We start from the raw sequence: 14238 nt of genomic DNA, 5'->3' as shown, positions 1-14238 counted from the left end.
TCCTTAACCTCGCCCCGATATAGGCCGTCACGCCGCCTTAACCAAGCAGCGCGTTTTGTGTCTCCTTGCTCCAGCCCAGATAGAGCGTGCCGTCATCGTCAATCAACGGGCGTTTCATCAACGCCGGATACTCTTCCAATACGGTGAGAGCATCGCGCGCCCGCACGTCTTCGCTCAGCCCCCGCCACGTCGTTGACTGACGATTCACCAGCGCATCCCCGAACTGCGCCAGCGCCGCCTCTGCCACATCCTTGGGCAAGCCTTGCGCCCGGACATCGTGAAACGTCACGTTTTCAAGCGCTTTCAACGCCTTGCGGCAGGTATCACAGGTTTTCAATCCGTAGAGGATCATGGCACATTCCTTCATTTTTGCGTCATTATCAGTCAAAATCCCGCCCGTTATGGAGTTTTGCTTGATTTTTACAATGGCGATGCAATCATCGTCCTCGTAACGATGGGCATTCAGATTCCGCCTTTGCAACGCTTGGCCGGTCCCTGAGGGTCCGGAGTCACATGGCCCGGCATATTCCCGGGGAAGCGACGCAAAAGGAGAAGCGGAATGCCAACCGGCACCGTGAAATGGTTTAACACCACCAAAGGTTATGGATTCATCGCCCCTGATGGCGGCGGCAAGGATGTGTTTGTGCATATCTCTGCGGTCGAACGTTCGGGGCTGACAGGGCTCGCAGACAATCAAAAGGTCGGTTTCGAGCTTCAGGAAGGGCGCGACGGGCGGCAAATGGCATCTGATCTGCGGCTGCTTTAACGCATGTGACATCCTTTTGCAGTCCGGTGGGGTACCGTGCCAGCGGTCCCAAGCCCGATGCAGCCAGAACGGTCAAGAAAACAAAACAGGGCGCGCCGAGGCCCGCCCTGTTTGGTGACTTTTTTCTGCCACGGGCGTTTCAGACCTCAGTAACAGCCCTTCGCCCCTTCTGGGCAATTGAGATGCGACGTGGCACTATAGGTTTGATGCCGGACCTTGGTCACAGGATGGCGCAGCGCCTGTTGATAGCTCTGCGTCTGATTGGGTTGACCGCAACAGATCACGCCACTGATCGTCACCGGCTGCAATCCGGCAGGGCAATAATTGGCTTGGGACTCATAGGCATAGACCTTGGCACTCTGCGCCATGGCCGGCGCGGCCAGTATCGCAAGCGTCAGAGCTGAGATGATGGATTTCGTGGAATTACGCATTGTAACCTCTTGGGCAAACCGTGGAACATACTACGGCAACCGTATGGGATAAGCCTCCTCTGTCAATTTCTTTCCCGGCAAAAGAGGCGATGCAGTGCGATTTTAGCCCTCTGTTGCGGGTTTCGGTGCCCCGGCCCCCGGTCCGGTCTGCGTAAACGTCACCACAAAATGCCCAACGTCCCCTTCGACATGCACCACTTGGCGCGGCAGGCGGATCACCGGGGCGGCATTGGCATAGGCCGACTGCCAGACCCGCTCGGTCAGCACGCAGCCCGCTTCTTGCCCCGCGTAATCAAGAGCGGGCGGCACCTCGCGCATGAACACCAGCCCACGCACCAGCGCATCATTTCCCAGATAGACCGCGCCCGAGCCCATGACATCGACGGCCTTGCCCTTGGTCAGCACCGATTGCTGATGGCTCTGCGCCCAGACACCGCAGACCAGCACGCGGCCCTGATGCTGTCGGAGATCCGCCGCCACGCTCAGTCCACCACCGGAATCGTAACTGCCCCCAGAGACCACCGGATTAGCGCCCAGCCGCGCCACCATCTGCGGACCCACCGCCGTGCACCCGGCCAGCGCCACAGCTCCAAGGATCAAACTCTTGCGCATCATCTCAGACCCTCCCATCAGGCGGTTGATGTTCGTGCTTCAACATAGCGACACCGCGCGCGATTGCCAGCTATGCGGCTTCAGGCCCGCGCGGCAACAGCAGCAGTTTCCTTGAGCATCTCAGGATACCACCGCTCCAGCGTCGGCAAAAACGCTTCGTGCAATCGCGCCACCTGCGCCGGTGTCAGATCCTCGCGCCAAACCCCGGCCTGCCCTTTGGCAAAGAACGCGGTCATGCCTTTGGGCTTTTCGGCAAAGCCCAGCGTCTCTTCCTGCCGCTTCATCGCTTCGAAACTCGTGGCCTTGATGGCGCGCGCCAGCTTGGGACCGTCCACCTTGACCTTGAGGAATTTCTCCAGCAGGCCGCGCATCGCCTTGCCGGGATTGTGCAGCATATCCTCGTAGCGCACCACATGGATCGGCAAGCCCGGCGCATTGGTCCAGACGCGAATATGATCGTCCCAACGGCCAAGCAGGTCGATGATGCCATTCGGCGTGCCGGTGATCGTGTCGGCGTTGCACATCCGCTCGATCGCCAGATCCAGATCGCAATTCTGATGCCGGGCAAAGGACGGGGCCAGATCGAACGGGTTGCGGATGATATAAATCGCGGCGGCGGTCAATTCGGGCGGGATCACATCCTGATCGAATATGCGCACAGTCTGGCAATGGGTCTTGACGAAATGATGGTCCGGTTTTGAGCCCGCAATCAGGCGCAGCGCACGCCCCCGCACCCGCATCCAGTCTTCCACGCCCTGCCCTCGAAACGGTCCGCCATTGGCCGCGTCAAAGAAATCCTGCCGCGTGTCGCCAGTCGTGAACTGCCTCAAGTTGTTGATATCAGGTGCTTTTCCTGCGGGCATGAAATACTGCGCCAAGAGGCTCCGCATCCATGTATTCCCCGACTTGGGATAGCTCGCCAGCCAGATGATCCGCCGCAAATCGCTCATTCCAGATACCCGTATCGCTTCATCGTCTGCCCCATCTTGGTGCGGATCATCTCCGCCAGCGCGGGGTCGAGATCGGTTTTCCACTGATCCTTCTGTCCCTTGCCAAAGAATTTCTCGCTCTGTTCGGGGCGCTCGATGAACCCCTGTTCGTCTTCCTGCCGCGACAACTCGTCAAAGCTGCAAAACCGGATCGCCCGTTGGAGGCGCTCCTTGTCCACCGGCACGCCCACCAGATCCAGCACCTTGGCGAACTGCGTCTCGGGATCGTCCAACAGATCCTCGTAGCGCACGAGCAGACGCTTCCAGGGCGCATAGGCCATCCAGCTCTTGACGTGATTTTCCCAGGACGTCAGGTATTGCGCCACCGTGGTTTCGGTGGGTAGGTTCCCGTTGTCGGGATGACAGATCTTCTGCGCCGCATCCTCCTGCGTGATGCCGTAATGGCGCGCATAGGACAGCACCATATCCAGCGGATTGCGGATGATATAAATGGCAGAGCGTGTGTAGCGGTCGGGGATCAGGTCAATCTTGTCCGGAGCCACGCGAGCATTATGCGTTTTGACGAAGTTGACATCTGCATTGTTGGCGACGATGGCACGCAGGACCGGATCACGCAGACGCAGACACAGGGCCAGATCCTGCGGATCGATCTCGCGCCCGGCAACCCGGTTGTACATTTTGACCACTGCATCGCCCATGGCAAAGCGGTGCGCCTGATTGATCGGCACCGGCTCTTGGGCGTTCATAAGATAATTGGCGAGGAACAGCCGCGTCCACGTATTGCCGGACTTCGGATAAGAGGCCAGCCAGATGATGCTTCGCTTCATGCCCCGTCGGCCCCCGCAGTTTGTTCACATATGCGGCACACATAGAAAAGGCGGGGGGAAAAGTCACCCCCCGCCCCTTGTCTTGTAACCGGTCGATTAGAACGACAGGTTGATCGAGGTGCCGATGAGGGTACCTTCGGTCGTGGTGTTGGCAAGAGCCTGACCAGCAGCAGCAGAGAACGTGCCGCCGGCATCTGCGTTCACAGAACCTTCGATGTAGGCTGCGTACACGGCCCAGGTCACGCCAGCGCCGAGCGAACGGCTGCCGACCAGCTGGTAGGCTTCGTATTCGGCGGAGTCGCCGGAACCGGCGCCAACGCCATTGTACTCACCCTGATAGGTGTCGAAACCAACCGACCACGGGCCAGCGATGTCATAGGTCACACCGAGGCTCCAGCCTTCGGAGTCAAACGTACGCACGCCGCCGTTGTCGTTCTCGGAGTAGCCACCGCCGAAGGTCCAGCCGCTGAAGCCAATGCTTGCGCCAACGCCCCAAACTTCCGGATCGCTGGTACCAGCAATGTTGGACTCTGCAGTGCCCCAACGAGCCGACAGGTCAAGGTCAACACCGCTGAACGACTGGCTGTAGGCCAAACCGATGTCGAAGATGTCATTGACACCAGCGTTGCGGTTCACGCCGAAGTTGTTGCCAGCGTTCGCACCGCCACCACCAACGTTCGACGACGCAGCGTAGGACACGCCGAGGGTCAGACCGTTGAAGGAGGGGGTGTAGTAGGTGATGCGCGGAACGTCGTTGTTGCCGAGAACCTCAGCATAGGACGAAATGCCCGAGTCACGGAACAGCCACGGCAGGTTGCCGCCAGCACCGAACGAAATCGGAACGAAGCCCGAGATCGACGGAGAGTTGATGCCGATGCCGCCTTTGACCTGCGGTGCGCCCACAGTCATCTTGTAGCCAGCCGAGTTCTCGTTGCCGAGGTCGATCTTGCCGAGCGTGTCGCCCTTGATGGTCAAGTACGTTTCGTCGATGCCGGTCGCGCCGCCACCGTTGTTGGTGCCTTCCATCTGGATGTCAACACCGAAGGTCAGGCCGTTGTCCAGAGTAACCGACGGGGTGAAGTGGATTTCGGTGTTCGCGAACACGTCAACGCCGTCGAAATCTGCGCCAGCGTGGAGAGGCGTGTTCGAATCAACGGTCACATAACCGACGTGCGAGTTGTAGAACCCGCCCCATTTCATATCCCATTCTTGTGCCGATGCAGGTGCGGCGAATGCTACGCCAAGAGCAATCGCGCTGGTGCTCAGAAGTTGCTTTTTCAAGGGTGTCCCTCCTCAGAAGCAGGTTAATCAGATCCGCCGCACCAGTCATTGGAAACGGCTTGTGCTATGAAATGCGCCATTCCCCCCCAAACTGTCAACGCAACCCCCCTGCTCTCGCCGCATCCCGCCCGGATTGTGACGCAGAAACCACACCACAATTCCAGCGCCCTTTCAAACAAGGAGCTTCGCTCAGCCTTGCTCCTCGCTCAGGACTTTTTTTGCGGCCCGGAAACATTCAAGCGCCTGCGGCACCCCGCAGTAAATTCCCACCACATGAATGATCGCACGGATTTCCTCGGGCGTGACCCCGTTGTTGATCGCCCCCCGACAATGCAATTCCCACTCGTGCATTTTGCCCAACGCGCCCAGCATGGCCAGATTCATCATGCTGCGCGTCTTGGGGGGAATCACCGCGTCGCCCCAGCCAAACCCCCAACACCATGCGGTCATCGCCTCTTGAAACGGGCGGGTAAAGTCATCCGCAGCCTCCAGACTGCGCTCTACATACTCCGCCCCCAGCGTCGCCTTGCGCTGCTCCAACCCCTTGAGAAAGAGATCCTCGTCGAAAGTGCTCATCACCTGCTCCTTTTGATGCCTGCCTTGTCGCATCATCGCAGGGCTGCGCGATAGGACAAGCGCCAGACATGCAAAACGCGCGGGGTTTTATCCCCGCGCGCCTCAGTCAATCCAGATCCGGATTTAGAAGGTCAGGTTGATCGACGTGCCGATCAGAGTGCCTTCAACCTCGGTGTTGGCTGTGCCCGGTGCAAAGGTGCCGCCGGCGTTGCCGTTGACAGAGCCTTCGGCATAGACGGCATAGATCGCCCAGCTCACGCCCTCGCCAAGTTCACGGCTGCCGATGATCTGATAGGCTTCGAATTCGGCCTTGTCGCCAGAGGCCGCGCCGGTGCCGCTGTATTCACCCTGATAGGTGTCGATCCCGAATTTCCAAGGACCGGCCAGATCGTAGGTGACGCCCAGCGCCCAGCCCTCTTCATCCGGCAAAAGCCCGCCGTTGTCATTCTCCGAGTAGGAGCCACCAAAGGCAAAGCCGTTGAAGCCGACGGTTGCACCAACACCCCAAGTCTCGGGATCATCGGTGCCTGCAAGGCCGGTGTTGTTCTCGGCAGTGCCCCAGCGCGCCGCGGCATCCAGATCGAAACCGCCGAATGACCCGCTATAGGCCACTGCGACGTCAAAGATGTCCGTCACGCCCGCGTTGCGGTTCACACCAAAGTTGTTGCCCGCGTTGGCACCGGTGCCGACAATGTTATCCGAAGCCGCATAAGAGATACCCAGCGTCAGACCGTTGAAGGACGGGGTATAGTAGCTGATCCGCGCCACGTCGTTGTTGCCCAGAACCTCGGTATAGGCCGAGATGGCCGACTGACGGAAGTTCCACGGCAGGTTGCCGCCCGCGCTGACCGAAATCGGAATGAAACCCGAGATCGAGGGCGAGTTGATCCAGATGCTGCCGTCGATCTGCGGCGCCGACACCATCATCTTGTAACCAGCCGAGTTCTCGTTGCCGAGGTCGATCTTGCCCAGTGTGTCGCTGGAGATGGTCAGGTAGGATTCGTCGATACCGGTCGCACCGCCACCGTTGTTGGTGCCTTCCATCTGGACGTTGACGCCAAAGGTCATGCCGTTGTCGAGCGTCACCGACGGGGTGAATTCGATTTCGGTTTCGCTGTAGACATCGATGCCGTCGAAATCAGCGCCAGCATGGGCCGCGGTGTTCGTATCGACCTTGGCATAGGCCACATGGCTCGAGAAATAACCGCCCCATTTCATATCCCATTCCTGGGCCGACGCCGGGGTGACCAGGACGACGCCGAGGGCGATCGCGCTGGTGCTCGTGAGTAGATGTTTCAAGGAAGTCCCTCCAGAAATATTCTGATACGTGCCGTCGCGGAATTTCGCGACCGGCTGATGATCACCATGACGCTCACGAACGGTTCACAGTCAAAACACCGATTTGTGAATGTCACGAATCTGTAGCATATGATGCAGGGCCGACACACTCCTGCCCTCCAGCCGCAGACAACGCTCGCAAAAAAGGCAAAGCATGTCTCAGCCCCCTACCGACCGGCCCCCGCCTGCCAGTCCTCGACCCGGTCCACCACCTGCCGATACCAGAGATTCGCAGCCCGCAGGAAATGCGGCCGCTCGCCGGGATGCAGCCAGCTTCGGCTGAGCGGCGTGGCGCTATAGGCCGTGGCCCCCCGCGCGTCGCCAATCGCCTGATAGGCGGCTTTCGATCCCAACCAGGGTGCCATCACCGTCCCCGACCCCGAAAAGCCCATGGCGTAATGCACACCCTCATCATGCCCCACATGCGGCATATGCGAGAAGCTATAGCCGGTGAAGCCCTGCCACGAATGGCTGAGCTTGACGCCCGCCAGATCGGGCCAGATTCCCACCATGACCTTATAGAGCTGCGCCGCAGCCGCCTCCGGCCCCATCTCCGCCATCGACGCGCGCCCCCCGAACAGAACCCGGCGACCATCCGGCGAGATCCGGAAATAACTGTGCCGCGCCCGCGTCTCGACCATCATCCGGCGTCCCGGCGCGATATGACCGATCAGGTTCGACGGCAAGTCCTCGGTCGCGATGATATAGGACGGCAGCGGAAAGACGCGCGCCATGTGCCAGCGAAACGGGCGGCTGGTATAGCCGTTCGTGGTCAGTACCACCTTGGCCGCGCGAATCACGCCCTTGGCGGTCTGCACCCGGTATCCCGCACCCTCGGCCTCGCGCGCTGTCACCGCTGCATGCGACACCACCGGCACGTCCCGCCCGCGCACCGCGCGCAAGAGGCCCTGATGAAACTTGGCCGGATGAATCGCACCATGCTCCGGAAAGAGGAGCCCGCCGTGATATTTCTCGGTCGTGATCTCCTGCCCCAGATCAGCGCGCTCAATGATCCGCACGTTAACTTCTGATTTCTCGGTCACGACCTTGGCCATCCGCCGCTGATTGGCGAAATGCGCGGGCGTGTAGGCCAGTTGCACCCGCCCGGTGTTCTGAAAATCGCATTCGATCCCCTCGCGCGCGATCAGATCCTTGGCCCAGTCGAGCGCGGGCTTCGCCTCGGCAAAGAGCGCGTCCGCCACCCCGGCCCCGAACTTCGCCTCCAACTCGGCCCAGCCCAGACGGGGATGCGCCCCGAACATGCCGCCGTTGCGCGTCGATGCCCCATGCCCCGGTTCCGCTGCATCGACCACCACCACCCGCGTGCCGCCATCATGCGCCGCCAGCGCCGCCGACAGCCCGGCATAACCCGCCCCGATCACCAGCACGTCACAGGTGTCGGGCAGGTCCTCTCCCGCCTCGGGCGCGGCCAAGGCCGACCACCAGTAAGGGGTGCCAAGATCGGCCTCCCGTGCCCATTCGATCCGCATGATCTTCTCCTGATCTCACGCCTGATTGGGCGCGTCTGAATTGCGTCCACAACCCGCGTACAAAACGTACGTCATGTACATTCAGAATCGCAGCGAAAGACAAGACATCCCGCCATCGAGCTTGGCACATTCGATGTTGTCGATCTGGACAACCTCATAGCCATGTGCCGTCAGAATCTCGGCCGTGCGCGGGAACCCGGCGGCCATGACCACAAGATTGTTGAAGCGAATACAGTTACTTGCGGCTTCCTCGCCGTCAGGGACACGCAGCACCTCGTAGCCTTCAAAGCAGCCCGACGCCGATAGTCTGCGCGTGCTTAGGATCGTCTCGGGGGCCAAGAGACCGCAGTCAGTCTTGAAGTGCAAAACCCCTTCCGGGGTCTCGACCAGCCGCAAGCAATATCCATATTCACGAACAATATCAGAGAGTTGTGACACTCCCTCGCGATTGGTCCTGGCTGACAGCCCCACCAGAATCTCACGCCCCGTCACCAGAATATCGCCCCCCTCAATGGTCCCCGGCGCGGTGATCTCGGCAATCCTGTCCCCATAAAACTTGGCAATTGCCGGGCGCATCTCGGCCACTTCACCCATACGCGAAGGCGCGCCGGGGCGCATGGCGATGGCCAATTCGGGCAGGCAAAGCATTGTATCTTCTACGAAAACCGCATCGGGGTAATCCTCAAGCGGTGGCAATTCCACCACCTCCGCCCCGGTGCTGCGCAGGGTCGCCACATAGGCGGCATGCGCCTCCAGCATCCGCGCCAGATCCGGTGTGCCGATATCCTCGGCCCGCAACCCGCCCACAATGCTCTTGCCCGGTTTGCGGGTGATCGCCCGGCGGAATTCATAGCTGGAATTCATCGTATAACCCTCTGATTATATTATATTTCAGGCGATCTTGACGCGCCGCGCATTGGCATGGGCCACAATCCGGTCAATCGCTTGGGCAAAGGGCGCATCCTCGACCGTCAGCGCCAACCGCACCCATGTGTCGAGCGTCTTGCCAAAGGACGCCCCCGGCATCACCGCCACGCCGGTTTTCTCCAATATATCAAAGGCATAGCTTTCTCCGTCGAGCCCCGTCGCGGCAATATCCACCATCGCGAACATCCCCGCCTCAGGGCGATGCACCCGCAGAGCGGTTTCCCGCTCCAACCGCTTGGCCAAGAGGTCTGCGCGCGCCGCAAACCTCTGCCGCATGCCCGCCGCCACATCCGATCCCTCACGCACCGCCTGTTCCGTCATATCCGCGATAAACGGTTGATTTCCAAAGAGCATTGTCTCGGACAGGGCCAACAGATTGGCGGTAAATTCCAGCGAGCCAACGCACCAGCCGCTGCGAAAACCGGGTGCTGCGTGGCTTTTGGAAATCGACGACACCGCGACAACCCGCTCCGCCAAATCCGGATCGGACAGGGGCGAGACAAACTTGGACCCCTCGAACACCAGATCCTCATAAACCTCGTCGGAAATGATCCAGAGGTCATGCTCGACCGCCAACCGCCCAAGTGCTGCAATATCGTCACGGGTCAGAATCGCCCCCGTAGGATTATGCGGCGTTGTCAATAAAATCGCGCGTGTTCTAGGGGTTATCAGGGGTGCCACATCCGCTGCCGCCATCCGAAACCCATTCTCAGGCCGCAGCGGAACCGGCACCATCGTGGCCCCCGTAGCACGGATGACCCCCTCATAGGTGGCATACATCGGATCGCCCACCAGCACCTCTGCGCCCTCTTCGGCAACCGCCATCATCACCGCATAGAGCGCGGTTTGCGTGCCCGGAAAGCACATGACCTGATCGGGATGAAACGTGCGGCCTCTGGTTTTGCTGTATTTTTCCGCCAGTGCCGCCCGCAATCCCGGCTCGCCGCGCCCATCCGAATAGCCCGTGCGCCCCGCCTTCATCGCGGCATAGGCGGCGTCCTTGAGGCGCTCTGGCGTTGGCACATCCGGCTCGCCAATCGTGAGGCGGATCACGTCGCGGCCCGCGCGCGCCATCGCCTTGGCCCGCGCATGCACTTCCCACTTAGCCCCGCCAAGTCCGGCAAGCCGTTCATTTATCGAGGAAAATCTCATGTCTTCGCCGCCTCTTCCAAATCCAGTTGCAAAATCGCGCCCACCGCCGTGAGCGCAATTCCAGTCAGTTCATTCGGCTCAAACGCCTCGGGCAGCGCGCCCCCCTCCAGCCAGAGCCCGTCAATCACCGCGTTGCAGGCAATCGCCAACCGCCGCGCCTGCCCCGCATCCGGCGCGCGCCCCGCTTCCTCCAGCGCCGCCACGATCAACCGCTCCAGCCGGTCGCGGAAATCGTGATAGGTTTGCGCGTGCACCGCGCGCATCCGCGCATCCTGCCGCACATGGTTGAGAAACCCGGCCCAGAGCCCAACCGAGGCCGCATCAACCACCGGCGGCGTGACCGAGGCCACCACCAACGCCGCAAGCCGCCCGAGGGCCGTTTCCCGCTCCGCAACCCCGGCAAAGGTCTGCTCTGTCAGCCCCGCCATATGCGCCAGATAGGCCTCCTGCACCAGCTCATCCTTGGTGGAAAAGTAATGCCGTATAAGGCCTTGGGTGACGTCCGCACGTTCCGCGATGGCGCGCACGGTGGCCCCGCGCACGCCCTGTTCGGCGATCAGGTCAAGCGTGGCATGAACAAGCGCCTGACGGCGGCTGTCGGCCCCCTCGCGCCTGAATTTGCGGCGTTCTCCGGTCATGAGCGCCTCCATCTCCTGCGCGGTCAATTATACGCTTGCATAATTACGACTCTTCCGCCTTACTACAAGCCGAAAGTGACCCTGCCGGAGACATGCCCTTGACCGCAGCGCCCCGACCGTCCGACGCGCCCGACCCGGTGTCGCCCGCGATCCTCGTCGAAGACCTGCACAAGTCATTCGGGCCACTCGAAGTGCTCAAAGGCGTGTCGCTCACCGCACAAAAGGGCGATGTGGTGGCGATCATCGGCGGGTCGGGGTCGGGCAAATCGACCATGCTACGCTGTATCAATTTCCTTGAAACCCCCACATCAGGCCGGATCGTGGTCAATGGCGAGGCTATCGCCATGCGCTCTGACGGAAGCCCCTCGGACCGCCGCCAGATTGAGCGCATCCGCACGCGGCTTGGCATGGTGTTTCAGGCCTTCAATCTCTGGACCCATCGCACCCTCTTGGAAAACGTGATCGAGGTGCCGGTGCATGTTCTGAAAACGCCGAAAAATCAGGCGATTGAGCGTGCGCGTGCGCTGCTTGACCGTGTAGGGCTTGGTGACAAGGCAGATACGTTTCCCGCCTTTCTGTCCGGTGGCCAGCAACAGCGCGCGGCCATTGCGCGGGCCCTCGCCGTCGATCCCGCCGTGATGCTCTTTGACGAACCAACCAGCGCCCTTGACCCCGAACTCGTGGGCGAGGTGCTGAGCGTGATCCGCGATCTCGCCGCCGAGGGGCGCACCATGCTCATCGTCACGCATGAGATGAAATTCGCCCGTGAGGTGGCCAATCATGTGGTCTATCTCTATCAAGGGCGGATCGAGGAAGAAGGCCCCCCCGAGCGCGTCTTTGGCGCGCCACAATCGGCCCGCCTCAAGCAATTCCTGCAAACCGTCGGATAAGGCGGGGCAGATCAACCAGAACCAACAAGGGAGACTGACATGACACTGAAAACCATCCTCGCCGCCGCCACATTGGCAGCCCTCGGCACCGGGCTTGCCGCGCAAGAAGTCAAGATCGGCATCGCCGCCGAACCCTATCCGCCCTTTGCCTCGCTCGATTCCTCGGGCACTTGGGTCGGCTGGGAGGTCGAGGTGATCGACGCCGTGTGCAAGGCCGCCGAACTCAACTGCGTGATCACGCCCGTGGCGTGGGACGGGATCATTCCCTCGCTGACCGGCGGTCAGATCGACGCCATCATGGCCTCGATGTCGATCACCGAAGAGCGGATGAAAACCATAGATTTTTCAGACCCCTATTACAACACGCCGACGGTGGTCGTGGCTGCAAAGGCGATTGAAATGGACGCCACTCCCGAGAGCCTGAAAGGCAAGATCATCGGCGTGCAGGCCTCGACCATCCATCAGGCCTATGCGCAGGAATACTTCAAGGACGCCGCCGAAATCCGCATCTATCAGACGCAGGACGAGGCCAATCAGGATCTGGTCTCTGGCCGGATCGACGCCACGCAGGCCGATAGCATCGCCATGGCCGATTTCGTCGCCACCGAGGCGGGGGCCTGCTGCGAGATCAAGGGCAATGTCGCCGATGATCCGGCTATTCTGGGCCTTGGCGTAGGCGCGGGCGTGCGGAAGGGTGACGACGCGCTGCGCGAGGCGCTGAATAAGGGCATCGCGACCATTCTGACCGACGGCACCCATGAGGCGATCACCGCGCGCTACTTCAAAGCCAGCATCTACTGAGCCCTTTGGAGGCGCTGCTTGACACATTGGGGCTGGCGGACGCCGCCAGCCTGCTCGCGCTCGAGCCTCCGGGCTGGGGCGCCAACCTCTTGCGTGGGCTGGCGAATTCGCTCCAGATCGCGCTTGGGGCCTTCGGCTTTGGCCTCGTGATCGGACTGGGCGGCGCCTATGGCAAGCTCTATGGCGGGCCGCTCTTGCGCGATCTGCTGGCGGTTTATACCACCGTCATTCGCGCCGTGCCCGAACTGGTGCTGATCCTCATCCTCTATTACGTCGGCTCCGACCTGATCAATCAGGCCGCCATCGCCATGGGTTATGACCGGGTCGAGATCAACGGTGTTGTCGCGGGCATCTGGGTCTTGGGTGTGGTGCAGGGGGCCTATGCCACCGAGGTCTTGCGCGGGGCCATTCAGGCGATCCCGCCCGGACAGCTTGAGGCCGCGCGGGCCTTTGGCATCCCGCCGCTGATGACGCTGCGGCGGGTGACAATCCCGGCGATGATGGGCTTTGCCACGCCAGGGCTTGCCAATCTGTGGCTTATTGCCACCAAGGATACCGCCCTGCTGGCCATCGTGGGCTTTAGCGAGTTGACGCTAGAAACCCGACAGGCGGCGGGCAGCACGCGGGCCTATTTCACCTTTTTCCTTGCGGCGGGCGCGCTTTACCTGATCGTCACGCTGTTTTCCGGCGTGATCTTTGCCCGGATCGAGAAATGGGCACGGCGCGGTCAGCCTTCGCTTAGGGAGGGCGGACAATGAGTGACTTGCGCGCGCTGTTGAGCCCACGCCGCCTGTTCCTCATGGCGCTTTTCGCCGGGTTTGTGCTCTGGTGCGCCCTTTCCATGCGGTGGGACTGGCTGCCGCAATACCTGCCATTGGCGCTTGAGGGGCTGTGGCGCACGATCTGGATCTTGGTGGTGACGGTCGTGCTGGGCTTCATGCTTGCGGTGCCACTTGGTCTGGCACAGGCGGCGGGGCCTTGGTATCTGGCGGCCCCTGCCCGCGTTTTTTGCACCATCATTCGCGGCACGCCGCTCCTCTTGCAAATCTGGCTGCTCTATTACGGCCTAGGCTCTCTCTTCCCGCAATACCCGTGGATTCGCGGCTCTGAGCTTTGGCCCTATCTGCGTCAGGCCTGGCCCTATGCCGTTCTGGCGCTTACCCTGTCCTATGCGGGATACGAGGGCGAGGTGATGCGCGGCGGCTTTGCCAGTGTGCAAAAAGGTCAGCTTGAGGCCGCGCGCGCCTTTGGCATGCCACGCTTCACGATATTCCGCCGCATCTGGCTCCCGCAGGCCATTCGCAACGTGCTGCCCACGCTCGGCGGCGAAACCATCCTGCAACTCAAGGCAACACCGCTCGTGGCGACCATCACCGTGATCGAGATTTATTCAGTCTCCAGCCGCGTGCGTGCCGACACGTTCATTGTCTATGAGCCGCTTTTGTTGCTGGCCCTCGTCTACATGATCATCGCGGGTCTGATCGCCCTGATGTTCCGCTGGGTTGAAAATCGCGTGCCCTCCCGCAGACAGCAGGGCTAAATCTGCGCGGCATCGCCCC

17 protein-coding genes are annotated in these 14238 nt (G+C 61.2%); 5 read left to right on the top strand and 12 right to left on the bottom strand.

The window, feature by feature from the left end; translation table 11 throughout:
- Nucleotides 1-37: 37 nt before the first annotated feature.
- Entirely contained in the window at nucleotides 38-352 is a 315-nt protein-coding gene (locus ACSSVY_RS03755) for an ArsC/Spx/MgsR family protein (protein WP_454268092.1), read from the bottom strand.
- A gap of 207 nt (nucleotides 353-559) precedes the next feature.
- Between ACSSVY_RS03755 and ACSSVY_RS03750 the strand changes: the two genes are divergently transcribed.
- The gene (locus ACSSVY_RS03750; protein WP_008280689.1) at nucleotides 560-766 is read left to right on the top strand and encodes a cold-shock protein; all 207 of its coding nucleotides are present in this window, start codon (nucleotides 560-562) and stop codon (nucleotides 764-766) included.
- Between the two features lie 146 nt (nucleotides 767-912).
- Here the strand turns inward: ACSSVY_RS03750 and ACSSVY_RS03745 are convergent, their stop codons facing one another.
- The 11 genes from ACSSVY_RS03745 to ACSSVY_RS03695 form a co-directional block, all read right to left on the bottom strand.
- Complete coding sequence (locus ACSSVY_RS03745) at nucleotides 913-1197, bottom strand: hypothetical protein (RefSeq protein WP_454268091.1); 285 nt, start codon at nucleotides 1195-1197, stop codon at nucleotides 913-915.
- 102 nt (nucleotides 1198-1299) lie between these two features.
- Nucleotides 1300-1812, bottom strand: a complete 513-nt coding sequence (locus tag ACSSVY_RS03740) for a hypothetical protein (RefSeq protein WP_454268090.1) — start codon at nucleotides 1810-1812, stop codon at nucleotides 1300-1302.
- A gap of 77 nt (nucleotides 1813-1889) precedes the next feature.
- Nucleotides 1890-2759 carry a sulfotransferase domain-containing protein gene (locus tag ACSSVY_RS03735; RefSeq protein WP_454268089.1) on the bottom strand — a complete coding sequence of 290 codons (870 nt, stop codon included), beginning with the start codon at nucleotides 2757-2759 and terminating at the stop codon, nucleotides 1890-1892.
- Nucleotides 2756-3586: a sulfotransferase domain-containing protein gene (locus ACSSVY_RS03730; protein ID WP_454268088.1), complete on the bottom strand. Its 831-nt coding sequence runs from the start codon at nucleotides 3584-3586 to the stop codon at nucleotides 2756-2758. Before ACSSVY_RS03730 ends, ACSSVY_RS03735 begins: the two co-directional genes overlap by 4 nt.
- Nucleotides 3587-3682: 96 nt before the next feature.
- Nucleotides 3683-4867, bottom strand: a complete 1185-nt coding sequence (locus ACSSVY_RS03725; protein ID WP_454268087.1) for a porin — start codon at nucleotides 4865-4867, stop codon at nucleotides 3683-3685.
- Nucleotides 4868-5056: 189 nt separating this feature from the next.
- Entirely contained in the window at nucleotides 5057-5443 is a 387-nt protein-coding gene (locus ACSSVY_RS03720; protein WP_454268086.1) for a carboxymuconolactone decarboxylase family protein, read from the bottom strand.
- A gap of 123 nt (nucleotides 5444-5566) precedes the next feature.
- Nucleotides 5567-6742 carry a porin gene (locus ACSSVY_RS03715; protein ID WP_454268085.1) on the bottom strand — a complete coding sequence of 392 codons (1176 nt, stop codon included), beginning with the start codon at nucleotides 6740-6742 and terminating at the stop codon, nucleotides 5567-5569.
- A 206-nt stretch (nucleotides 6743-6948) separates the two neighbouring features.
- Nucleotides 6949-8271, bottom strand: a complete 1323-nt coding sequence (locus ACSSVY_RS03710; RefSeq protein WP_454268084.1) for an NAD(P)/FAD-dependent oxidoreductase — start codon at nucleotides 8269-8271, stop codon at nucleotides 6949-6951.
- 81 nt (nucleotides 8272-8352) lie between these two features.
- A complete protein-coding gene (locus tag ACSSVY_RS03705) occupies nucleotides 8353-9135 on the bottom strand; it encodes a dimethylarginine dimethylaminohydrolase family protein (RefSeq protein WP_454268083.1) in 783 nt (260 codons plus the stop codon).
- 27 nt (nucleotides 9136-9162) lie between these two features.
- Entirely contained in the window at nucleotides 9163-10350 is a 1188-nt protein-coding gene (locus ACSSVY_RS03700) for a pyridoxal phosphate-dependent aminotransferase (protein ID WP_454268082.1), read from the bottom strand.
- Nucleotides 10347-10988, bottom strand: a complete 642-nt coding sequence (locus tag ACSSVY_RS03695) for a TetR/AcrR family transcriptional regulator (RefSeq protein ID WP_454268081.1) — start codon at nucleotides 10986-10988, stop codon at nucleotides 10347-10349. Before ACSSVY_RS03695 ends, ACSSVY_RS03700 begins: the two co-directional genes overlap by 4 nt.
- Nucleotides 10989-11080: 92 nt before the next feature.
- Between ACSSVY_RS03695 and ACSSVY_RS03690 the strand changes: the two genes are divergently transcribed.
- Genes ACSSVY_RS03690 through ACSSVY_RS03675 form a run of 4 tightly spaced genes read left to right on the top strand, consistent with a single transcriptional unit; the run spans nucleotide 11081 to nucleotide 14219 of the window.
- Nucleotides 11081-11878, top strand: a complete 798-nt coding sequence (locus ACSSVY_RS03690) for an ABC transporter ATP-binding protein (RefSeq protein WP_454268080.1) — start codon at nucleotides 11081-11083, stop codon at nucleotides 11876-11878.
- A 39-nt stretch (nucleotides 11879-11917) separates the two neighbouring features.
- Nucleotides 11918-12679: a transporter substrate-binding domain-containing protein gene (locus ACSSVY_RS03685; RefSeq protein WP_454268079.1), complete on the top strand. Its 762-nt coding sequence runs from the start codon at nucleotides 11918-11920 to the stop codon at nucleotides 12677-12679.
- 5 nt (nucleotides 12680-12684) lie between these two features.
- Nucleotides 12685-13437 (top strand): ABC transporter permease, encoded by a 753-nt coding sequence (locus ACSSVY_RS03680; RefSeq protein ID WP_454268078.1) that lies wholly within the window; start codon nucleotides 12685-12687, stop codon nucleotides 13435-13437.
- Nucleotides 13434-14219 carry an ABC transporter permease gene (locus ACSSVY_RS03675; RefSeq protein ID WP_454268077.1) on the top strand — a complete coding sequence of 262 codons (786 nt, stop codon included), beginning with the start codon at nucleotides 13434-13436 and terminating at the stop codon, nucleotides 14217-14219. Before ACSSVY_RS03680 ends, ACSSVY_RS03675 begins: the two co-directional genes overlap by 4 nt.
- Nucleotides 14220-14238: the final 19 nt, after the last annotated feature.

This window comes from Roseovarius sp. MBR-51 (genome assembly GCF_053628575.1).
Note: the sequence above shows the minus strand (reverse complement) of the source record. Positions and strands in the feature narration are given on the sequence as shown.